Source organism: Streptomyces sp. W16 (assembly GCF_033194735.1).
Classification (GTDB): Bacteria; Actinomycetota; Actinomycetes; order Streptomycetales; family Streptomycetaceae; genus Streptomyces.
Map to the genome: position 1 here is coordinate 18,156 of NZ_JAWOAI010000062.1, position 10,032 is coordinate 28,187.

Genomic DNA, 10,032 nt, shown 5'->3' on the forward strand with positions numbered 1-10,032 from the left:
GTTGGTTGTGGACCAAACATCGGCCCTAAAAGAAAATGCGTGATCCGCGTCTCTCCCGTCATGCTGAGCGGATGGATGAAAGACGCACCGTGAAGGTGTCGAAGTACCTCTCGAAGCACCTGCGCCACCAGCCCGAGCGGATCGGCCTCACGCTCGACGAGGCCGGCTGGGTCGAGATCGACACGCTGATCGCCGCCTGTGCCGCGCACGGGTTCCGCTTCAGCCGTCAGGAACTCGACCATGTGGTGGCCACGAACGACAAGCGCCGCTTCGCGATCGAGGGCACGCGTATCCGGGCCAGCCAGGGCCACAGCATCGAGGTCGACCTCGGACTGCCCCCGGCCACCCCGCCGTCGTACCTCTTCCACGGCACGGTGGCACGCAGCCTGGACGCGATCCGGGCCGAAGGGCTCCGGCCCATGAACCGCCACGCCGTACACCTCTCCGCCGACCGGGAGACCGCGACCCGTGTGGGCGCCCGGCGCGGCCGGCCCGTCGTGCTCGCCGTGGACGCGGGCACGATGCACGGCGACGGCCATGTGTTCCGGGTCAGCGACAACGGGGTGTGGCTCACCGAGACGGTGCCCACGCGCTACCTGCGGTTCCCTGAATCCCACTGACCCCGTGCGGTCTGAAAACTGCCACCCGGTATGGCCTCGGCCGCACCACCCCCGGCATGATCAGAGGTATGGACCACTTCCCCAGCACTGAGGCGGCCGTCACCGCCCTGCGCGACATCGCGGCCGAGTACGCGCGTGAGATCGAGGTCACCCACGACATCGGCGCCGACCAGACCTCGCGCCGCACCTCCGCGGGTTTCGGTGTCACCACCGACCCCGACGGTTCACTCCCGCACGAGGCCTTCGTCGAGTTCGGCGGACTGCCGAGGGTGAGCGTGCGGCTCTTCCCCGAGGACGACGCCGTGATCACGGTGGAGGGCATCGCCTGCCCCGACATCGCACGCGACGACGTCCCCGCCTTCCTCCGCTCCGTCTTCGGCGGCCTCGCCTACGTCAAGACCCGTCGCTTCCCGCCCGGATGCAACCTGGTCGTGCCGCTGCCCGGTGACCGGACGCACAAGGAGTGGATCTCGATGATCACCCTCACGCCGTGGCTGAACGGCCGCATCAGATGACGGTTTCACGTGAAACATGGACCGCCGCATAGCCTGGGCAGCACGCGGAGCGGCCCGGCTTCCACACCGCTTTCAGGTCAGCTGGGCGGCATGCTCCACCCCGGCGACCTTGGCCGCCAGAGCGAGTTGGCGACGCTGTACGCGTGCGGAGAGGGATGCGACACGGCGGGCGTGGTCGGCGTCGGCGCACCACAGGAGCTGGGCGAGGACGAAACGGTCGCGTTGTTCGGGGAGCAGAACCAGGTCGGGCCACACCTCCCCGGGTGCCACCGCGCGGCGGGTGATTTCGTGGCGCAACTCCCCTCGCCACCCCGCGGGAAGGACGAACTCAGGGGTGGTCGCCATGCGTTCGTACCACTCCGTGGTGTCCGCGACATAGGCACGGCGGAACTCCTCGTCGTGCTCGCCACCGCGCAGACGGCGCAGCGCGTCGTGCGCGAGCCGGGCGTTGTCGAAGACCGCGAGAGGAAGGCGGTGGCGCCGCGCGGTTCGGTGCCTGCGGGTGGAACTGTCGTCGAGAAGGGTCGTGGTGTGAGCGTGGACCGTCGTGAAACGCAGGCCGAGATCGGTCATCCGCAGCCACAGGTCCCAGTCCTCAAGGCCGGCGCCTGCCCGCCAGCCGCCCGCCTTCTCGGCGAGCGGGAGGCGGTGCGCGACGCGTGAGGGCTCGAACATGGGCCCCAACAACTGGATCTCGGGGTGCCAGACCACTTCGAGAACGTCGGACCGTGAGGCGAGTTCCCCGGCGGCGGTCCTCCGCTCGCAGCCGGTCGCGACGAGTTCCGCCCCGGCTTCGAAGGCATCGGACAACACTCGCAGATGGTCCGCGCGCCACTCGTCGTCGTGGTCGATGTACGCGGCGAACTCGCCGCGTGCCTCGGTGAGTCCGATCGTGCGGGGGCCACTCGGATGACCGTGCCGGTCGGTGCGGACGAGCCGGATGCGCGGCTCCTCCGTGGCTGCGGCGCGCACCCACTTGTCCGTGTCGTCGGTGCTGCCGTCGGAGATGACGAGCAGTTCCCAGTCGGGGAACGACTGCGCGCGGACGGAGTCCAGCGTGCGCGTGATGGCGCGGGAGCGGTTGTAGGTGGGGCAGATGACGGAGAAGCGGGGGGTGGGCGTCACGCGGGGCCGCCGTTTCCGAAGGGCCGGCTCCGTCGGCCGGTGAGGAACGGCAGCCCGGTGTTCCTGCCGGTGAGGACGGTGTCGACAGCGAGCAGGACTCCGGCGGTACCGGTGGCCAGGTCCGTGGAGAGGCGCAGGCACTGGTCACCGAGGAAGGCAGGGGCCCCGGTGTGCGGGACGGCGTGGAGGCCGAGAGCGGCGAGGTGCGAGGGCAGGGAGGCGGGCGCGGCGGTTTCGGACCCGTCTGCGGCGGCTCTGGAGCTGTCCGCAGCGCCGGTCCGGTCCGTCGACCCCATTCTGTGCTGTGCCAGCATCGCCCCCGCCCGCCCGGTGAACACCCCGGCGTGGCTGAAGAAGGCTGTGGCGAGCCGCTCGCCCAGTGCCGCGCGTGCCAGGCCGAGTTCCGCGTCCCAGGTGTGTTCGAGCACCGTGTCGACGGCGAGTGCCGTACCCGCGCCGCCGCTGATCACCGGCACGGACCAGGCAGCGTACGGCGTCGTCGTCTCCGTGTCGGTCGACCAGCCGCTCTCGGCCAGGTCGGCGCGGACCAGTTCGACTGCCTGGTCGAGGTACTTCGGCTCGTCGGTGTGCTCGAAGAGCCTGCTCAGGAAGAGTGCCTGCCCCGAACCGCCGTGCAGCAGGCCGGAGCGACGCCTGCCGCCCTGGGCGGGCCCGGTGATGTGGTGGGCGAGTCGCGCCGCGTGCTCGATCCGGTCCGGCTCGTCGTACTTCTGCGCGAAGTGCAGGAGGGTGAGGCCGATGCCGGCTCTGCCTCGGAAGAGACTGTCGTCGAGGTCCGCGTCGGCGGCGGTCCAACGGGTGGCGGCGCGCTCCAGGAGTTCCCCGGCGGGTGCGCGGAGACCGAGCGCGTCGAGGGCGAAGGCGATCCCGCACAGGCCGTCGTAGAAGCCGGGTGTCTCCACGCACCCGCTTGCGGCGAGGAGCCAGTCGAGGTGCTCCTCGGGCACCTCGACGCCGGTCTGGGAGAGCGCCCAGGCCACCCCCGCGGCACCGAAGGCGAGGTTCGCGCCACCGCCCCGGCCGTGGAACTGCTCGATGTCACCGGGGTAGAGCCGGTCTTCGCGCCCGGGCGTCGCGGCGGCGATGATGCCGTCGGCGAGACGTCTCCGCAGGTCGGGCCAGCTTTGGGTGTCGGGACCCGCCACGGGCCAGGAGGGTGCGGAAGCGGAGATGCCGGCGGCGGAACCTGCGGGCGGTGCCAGATCGTCGCGTACCTGCCCGGCGAATTCCGCCGGTACGGGGAAGATCCGGGCGATCAGCGCGAGGAACTGCCCGGCCTTGTCCGCCGACCATGGCAGTGCCTGGGTGAGCGGCAGGAAGACGCCAAGACGCAGGCAGCCCATGGCGTACCGGTCGACGTCCACTCCTGTGTACCCGGCCGGAGCCTGGTAGCCGGGCGCCGCCATGGCCTGTGGCGCGGCGGCCACCACCTCGCTGCTCGCCTCCAGGTCGATGAAGACGACGCCGCCGTCCGGGCGCAGGAGCACGTTGTTCGGATGGAGGTCACCGAAGACGACGCCGCGCGCGTGCAGTTCGCGCACGCCGCGCTCGATTCTGTCGAGGGTGTCCAGCGCCCAGCGGGTGTAGGCGGCGAAGTCCTCCGGCGCCGCGGACTCCGCGGTGAGGAGCGGGTTGCGCTCCTGCATCTCCTGGCCCAGCGCCTTGCCCTCGACGTATTCGCGGGCCAGGTAGTAGTGCTCGTGGCCCTTGCGGAACTCGGCGTGCGCGGGCATGCAGTCGAGCCCGGCGAGGCGCCGGAGGGCCCAGTGCTCGTTGCGCAGGCGGGCGACGGCGTCGGAGCCCACGGCGTCGAGCCCGGCGAGCGGGCGGGCCTCCTTGAGCAGCACGGTCGTACCGTCGCGGGTGTCGGTGGCGAGGTAGACACCGCCGCCGTTGGAGAAGTGCAGGGCCTTGACCGGGCGGTACGGGAAATCGGTGAGCGTTCCGCTGTCGCGCGCCGCGAGCGCCTCCTGGAGGCGGGCGGGCGGGGTCACCCAGGAGGGCGGCCGGAAGCCGGGGCCGCGCACATCGGGCACCCAGTTCCCGGACGGGTCCTTGACGCAGTGGACGAGTTCCCCCGACGCGTCGCGCGCGAGATGCGCCACGAAGCCGCCGTAGCGCACATAGAGCGGGCCGGAGCGCCAGCGCAGGTCGCTGAGTATGTACGGTCCTGTCTCGCCGGTGAGCAGGAGGTCGAGCTCGTCGAGGAGGCGGGTGAGCATCTCCTCGTCGAGCGGGTACAGGGTGACGAACTTGCCGCTGCTGCCCCGGTCCCCGTACTTGCTGTTGCGGCGCACGAGCACGGCGGAGCTGCGGATGAACTTGAAGTACACCCCGTGCGCGAGGCAGTAGTCGCGTACGAGGCGGCTGATCCGCTCGGCGTTCTCCGGGGTCGCCGTCACATGGATCTTCCAGCCCTGTTCGGGGAGTTCGACACCTGGAGGGCGGAAGATCACCCAGTCCTCGTTGGAACCGCGGCTCCATCCCTCGGGGAGCGGGGTGCGCGCGGCGGGGAAGTCGTCCTCGGCGCCGGCGGGGGCCTGCACGTCGTAGAAGACCTCGCCCGGCCGGCAGAAAGTCAGGTACCGGAAGTCCATCAGGGTCTCCTCGATGCCGCCCCGGTCATGGCCGGGGCGGAGTTGTCACGTCGGTCGACTGGGGCGGGGCCCTTCACCAACGGAAGGCCGGCAGCACGTACTTGGTGAAGATCCACTGCCCGACGGGCATCGTTCCCGCGTCCACGACGGCGCCGCCCAGGGCGTCTTCCGGGGTCTTCGTGAGCCGCAGCCGGTACCCGTCGGCGGGGGTGGGCAGGGTGTCGGCCCGTACCGGCAGGAAAGCGGAGAGCGGGGCCGTCGTCGCGACGGGCCGGTCATCGGTGATGACACCACGCCCGGTCTCGCTCTTCGTGGCGATGCCCACTCGGTAGAGGCGTACCTTCGCACCCTTTTCGATCACCGAACGGTCGGCGGACGACGGAAGCAGGAGTTCCACCTTCCCCCCGTCCCGCACGGCGTATCCCGCGCTCACCGTGTACGGGACGTCCACGAGCGCGAGCACGGCGGCGAGCACCCCGGTGAGCAGGACGGCGACGGCGCCGATACGGGCCACGCCCGCGCCGCCGGTGCGCGCTTCCCGTGCGACCCGCAGGAATCCGCGTACGAGGTGGTACCCGAGATAGCCGACCCCGCAGAGCATGAGTGAGGCACCGACGACGCCGATCCGCTGAAGAGTGTCGCCCCACAGGCCGACGGCCGTGGCGATCATGTAGAGCGGGAAGACCATGGAGGCCAGGCCGAACGGCACGGCCCAGCGCCCGAGTTCGGGCAACTCGCGGCTGTGGCGACCACCGAAGAGCACGCCGGCGACCGCGCGGCGGGCGTCGGTCAGGGCCCGGTCACGCAGGTGCGGGACGTCGAGGTGGCTCATCAACGCGATGTAGCCGTCGAGTTTGACGAACGGGACGAGGTTGAGCAGGCCCGCGACGTAGGTGACGAAGGCGAAGACGAGCAGCCCGTCCCGCGCCGCGCCGGTGACGAAGAGCGAGGCCACCGCGGCGCCCCCGGCGATGACCACCTGGGTGGCGATCCCGGCGAGAGCCACCGCGACCCGCTGGCCCTTGCGCGGCAGCCGCCAGCCGTCGGTGACGTCGCAGAAGAAGGCGGGCGACAGATAGAAGAGCATCACGCCCATCCGGCCGGGGCGTCCGCCGTGGTGTGTGAGGACCGCGCCGTGCCCGAACTCGTGCACGGCGGTCGTGGCCAGGACGCCCATGAAGACGGCGAGGTACGTACCGAGCCCGAGCGGCTGCCCGAGGGCGGCGCCGACCCGGGCCGACTGCCCCGCGAGCGCGAGCAGTCCGGTCAGCGTGAGCACGATGGCGGCCACCGTCCCGGCCCGCCCCGTCAGTGCCTTGACGAGCGGTGAGATACGGAGCAGCAGGCGCTCGGGCCGGACGATCGTGAACTGCAGTGTCAGCGGCGGGACGAACTTGAAGCGGCGGTCGCTCCTGCGAACGGCTTCTCCGTTGTCGAGCAGTTTCCCGGCCGCGAGCTTCTCCACGGCTTCCGTGACCGCGTCGACCGTCCACGGTGCCCCGAGGATCTCCGCGAGCAGCGCGTGGTCGCGGGTCCCGTTGAGCGCCAGGGCGAGGCGGGCCAGGTCGGGCTGGACCCGGAAGTACCGTGCCTGACCCTGCTGGATCAGCCACGACGCCCCCTCGTCGGCCGGTTCGTGCACCGACACGTCGGCGGCGAGCCGGGGACGGGCCAGCAGCTCGGGGGGCACGAGGGCCGGCTCGGTCTTGGTGGACATGCTGTCTGCCTGCCTTACGTGAGGTCGCGGACGCGGAGGAGCCGGTACGCGGCGAAGCCGGCGGCGGCGAGCCAGCTCGCGATGACCAGGAGGGCGGCCTGAGGGGACAGCAGTGTGTGGCCCACGTCCCGGTAGACCGAGCTCATCGCGATCGTGAACAGATAGCTCGCGGCCTTCGGGGCGAGCTGCTGGAGACCGGGGTCGACCAGCAGGGTCAGCGCCATGACCGTGACGACCGAGGCGATCTGATGACGGATGATCCAGCCGATGAAGACGCCCCAGGGAGCGGCCAGGACGTTGCACACGAACACGCCCGCCGCGATCAGGGTCGTCTCCTTCGTCCAGGCGAAGTCCCGCCCGTAGACGGCGAGTACGCCCCATGCGGAGAGCACCGAGAGGACCACCGCGACCACTCCGGACAGCGCACCCATCAGCGCGGCCACGGCGAGCTTGGCGCCGAACAGGCGCGCGCGCCCGGTCACGAGGACGGAGCGGCTGATCGAGCCCGAGCTGTACTCGCGCGTGACGACGACCGCGCCGTAGAGAGCGACGAAGAGGAAGGTCATCATCCAGGCACGTACGACGTCGTCGGTCACGGCGGCGAGATCGCCGCTGCCCTGGTCGAGCGCCTTGTCACCCTCGGAGCCGTAGCCGAAGCTCGTCATGACCGACATGTAGATGCCGGACACCAGGAGCACGATCCACGCCCTGCCGCTCCGGGCCTTGAGCCATTCACCGCGCAGTGCGTCAGTCACGGGTACCGCCCGAAGCGCTCGCGCCCGCCAGCTCGAAGAACCGGTCCTCCAGACGGTCGGTGCCGTCGGCGGTGAGCCTCGCCAGTGCGCCCGAGTAGCGCAGAGTGCGCTGGATGATGACGACGTCGTCGACGGTCTGCTCGACCTCGGCGAGCAGGTGACTGGAGAGCAGGACGGTTCTTCCTTCCGCCGCGAGCGTGCGCAGCAGTTCACGCAGCCAGCGGATGCCGTCCGGGTCGAGCCCGTTCACCGGCTCGTCCAGGACCAGGAGTTCGGGGTCGGGGAGCAGCGCGGTGGCGAGCGCGAGCCGTTGCCGCATACCGGTGGAGTAGCCCTTGACCTTGCGGTCGGCGCTGTCGGTGAGACCGACCTGGTCGAGCACCTCTTCCACCCGGCTCCCGGGCAGACCGAGGCTCCGCGCCCAGATCCGCAGGTCGCGGCGGCCCGTCGTACCCGGGGTCGGGCCGATCGTGTCCATGCTGACCCCGATCCGGCGGGGGGCGTCGGGCAGATCCTGGTACGCGTGCCCGAAGAGGCTCGCGTGTCCGGCAGTCGGCCGGACCAGGCCGAGCAGGACCCGCAGCGCGGTGCTCTTGCCCGCGCCGTTGCGGCCGAGGAGGCCCACGATCCGCCCGGGCCGCACCGCGAAGGTGAGGTCCTCCACAGCGGTGACCTCTCCGAATCTCTTGGTCACACCGTGGAACTCGATGACCGGCGTCTCACTCACGGTTGCTCCTGGCCACCGAGGACCCCACCACGGCAGCGGCCCCGGCGATGGCGCAGACCAGCAGTGCGACGACTGCGACACGTACCGCCCCCGACAGCTCGAACGCCGTGGCCAGGGCGGCCAGCGCGATCAGCACGCAGAGACCGGCGACGGACAGGGCGATGCCCGCGGTGTTCCTGCGGTTCATGTTTTCCTCCACCTCGCGGTGCTAGGTTCTGAAGGACTGGCCCGGTGCCTTGGCGGCGGATGATGGCCGTCACCACGGCACCGGGCTCAGTCACAGTTGGACTCAGGTGGCGATGCTGACAGCCACGCTGACCGCGGCGCTCGCCGAGGCCACGCCACTGATCGCGACGCCGACCGAGAACCCGGTCCAGAAGCCCGGGGCCTCCATGGCCTCCAGCTCCTGCATACCCAGCTCAAGCAGCGGAGCGAATTCCTTGGTCTGCTCCATGTGTTTCACCTCCCCTCGTGGTGAGTCGGTCATGTACACGTGCGGTGGGCACTCGGTGCCCGCCCGTCACGGGCTCAGGTGAGCAGCGACACCGAGGCGGCGGCACTGCCGTAGGCGGCGGAGGCGCTGACGACCACGCCGGCGCTGACGCCTATCGCGGTCCACCAGCCCGGCGCGTCCATGGGCTCCAGCTCCTGCATACCGAGTTCCAGCAGCGGCTTGGCAGTCTCCGTACCCTGCATGTCCCCTCCTCCATGTACAGCGGATGTTCTTCATTTCCCCCGCTACGGCGCCCCGAGGGGCGAGCCGTGGCAGAAGTCTCAGGTGGCCGGGGCGAGTTGATCCCCGGCAAGGCGCTCGGGGCGGTCCCGCCCGGCCGGCGCCACCACGGTGCGGCACAACAGCTCCCGCACATCGGTGTGCCCGAAGGCGCCGAGCATCGGCAGCCCCGCTCCCCAGGCCCGGACCGTGCGGTGCGCGATCGCCTCTGTTGTCGCGGTGTCCGCGACGATGTGGCGCTCGATCCCCCACGAGTCGACGAGAGCGGCCACACCGGCCGCCGGCTCGGCGGGCAGTGACCGCCCGTGTCCCGTACGGAGCACGGCCCACAACCGGCGCAGACGGCGCCGCGAACCCAGGCGTTCCTCGCCCTGGTCGATGGCCTGCCACAGCGCCGGCAGCAGTGCGGCGACAGCCGTCATCTTGCGCAGGCCGAGCACGGTGGAGAGCTCGTTGGCGATGAGCCAGCCCTTGACGGCGTAGGGATCACGGCCGTCGTGGAAGTGCCGGGTGTGGCTCTCGGCGCTGAGCCGCGCGCTCAGCGCACGCTGTTCGTCGGTGGCCCGCCCGCCCGCACGGGTCGCCGCCACGATCTCGTCCCCGAGACGCAACAGGCGTACGGCGGCGGCTTCGACACGGGCGTCCGGTTCCGGGAGTTCCGCGCGGTCGCCGACATACGGGCTGACAAGGCGGAAGAACGTCTCCAGGACGCCTTCGACGAGCAGGTACCGGGGCAGGGTCGCGGTGGCGAGCGGATCGAGCACCGACAGCTCCGGCCGCAGCCCTTCCCCCATGACGAGGCGCTTGGCGTCCTTGTACGCGAGGCAGGAGACCGCGCTCGCCTCCGAACCCGTGCCGATGGTCGTGGGCACGGCGATCAGGGGCATGAGGCGCGGAACCCGCGTGAGCACGATGAGTCCGCTGCGTTGCGGCACCGTCAGACGGCGTGCCACTTCGGGTCCCGAGGCGGCCAGGCTGGCCAGCTTGGCCCGGTCGAGCAGCGAGCCGCCGCCCAGCGCGAGCACCAGCTCCGCTCCTTCGAGCCGGGCCCCCAGCGCGAGTACGTCGTCCAGGTCGCCGGCCCCGCTGAGGGTCAGGCACTCGTACGGGCGCGAGCCGAGCGCGTCCGCCACCCGCTGCCGGATCTCCGTGCGGCGCACTCCGCTGTCGACGAGGAGCACGGTCCGGGCGGCGCCGAGTGCGGGGCTCTCGCGCAGTCGGC

Annotated in this window: 11 protein-coding genes; 2 read left to right on the top strand and 9 right to left on the bottom strand. The window is 71.0% G+C overall.

The window, feature by feature from the left end; translation table 11 throughout:
* Positions 1-71: 71 nt before the first annotated feature.
* Entirely contained in the window at positions 72-620 is a 549-nt protein-coding gene (locus tag R6V09_RS11310; RefSeq protein ID WP_317881240.1) for an RNA 2'-phosphotransferase, read from the top strand.
* Positions 621-676: 56 nt separating this feature from the next.
* On the top strand, positions 677-1,135 hold the full coding sequence (locus tag R6V09_RS11315; protein ID WP_317881241.1) for a hypothetical protein: 459 nt from the start codon (positions 677-679) through the stop codon (positions 1,133-1,135).
* 72 nt (positions 1,136-1,207) lie between these two features.
* On the opposite strand, the gene R6V09_RS11320 is transcribed toward R6V09_RS11315, so the two are convergent.
* The 9 genes from R6V09_RS11320 to mpaC all read right to left on the bottom strand — a co-directional run.
* A complete protein-coding gene (locus R6V09_RS11320) occupies positions 1,208-2,260 on the bottom strand; it encodes a glycosyltransferase family 2 protein (protein WP_317881242.1) in 1,053 nt (350 codons plus the stop codon).
* Positions 2,257-4,878, bottom strand: coding sequence for a class III lanthionine synthetase LanKC (lanKC, locus tag R6V09_RS11325; protein WP_317881243.1), 2,622 nt, complete (start codon positions 4,876-4,878; stop codon positions 2,257-2,259). Before lanKC ends, R6V09_RS11320 begins: the two co-directional genes overlap by 4 nt.
* 73 nt (positions 4,879-4,951) lie before the next feature.
* Complete coding sequence (gene mpaP / locus R6V09_RS11330; RefSeq protein ID WP_317881244.1) at positions 4,952-6,595, bottom strand: daptide biosynthesis intramembrane metalloprotease; 1,644 nt, start codon at positions 6,593-6,595, stop codon at positions 4,952-4,954.
* Positions 6,596-6,609: 14 nt separating this feature from the next.
* Complete coding sequence (locus R6V09_RS11335) at positions 6,610-7,350, bottom strand: ABC transporter permease (RefSeq protein WP_317881245.1); 741 nt, start codon at positions 7,348-7,350, stop codon at positions 6,610-6,612.
* Positions 7,343-8,077: an ABC transporter ATP-binding protein gene (locus R6V09_RS11340; RefSeq protein WP_317881246.1), complete on the bottom strand. Its 735-nt coding sequence runs from the start codon at positions 8,075-8,077 to the stop codon at positions 7,343-7,345. The genes R6V09_RS11335 and R6V09_RS11340 overlap by 8 nt, the downstream gene beginning before the upstream one ends.
* Entirely contained in the window at positions 8,070-8,264 is a 195-nt protein-coding gene (locus tag R6V09_RS11345) for a hypothetical protein (protein WP_317881247.1), read from the bottom strand. The genes R6V09_RS11340 and R6V09_RS11345 overlap by 8 nt, the downstream gene beginning before the upstream one ends.
* A 102-nt stretch (positions 8,265-8,366) precedes the next feature.
* A complete protein-coding gene (locus tag R6V09_RS11350) occupies positions 8,367-8,531 on the bottom strand; it encodes a daptide-type RiPP (RefSeq protein WP_317881248.1) in 165 nt (54 codons plus the stop codon).
* Positions 8,532-8,605: 74 nt separating this feature from the next.
* Entirely contained in the window at positions 8,606-8,773 is a 168-nt protein-coding gene (locus tag R6V09_RS11355) for a daptide-type RiPP (RefSeq protein WP_317881249.1), read from the bottom strand.
* A 78-nt stretch (positions 8,774-8,851) separates the two neighbouring features.
* The coding region (mpaC, locus tag R6V09_RS11360; RefSeq protein WP_317881250.1) for a daptide-type RiPP biosynthesis dehydogenase at positions 8,852-10,032 on the bottom strand (1,181 nt) is incomplete at its 5' end.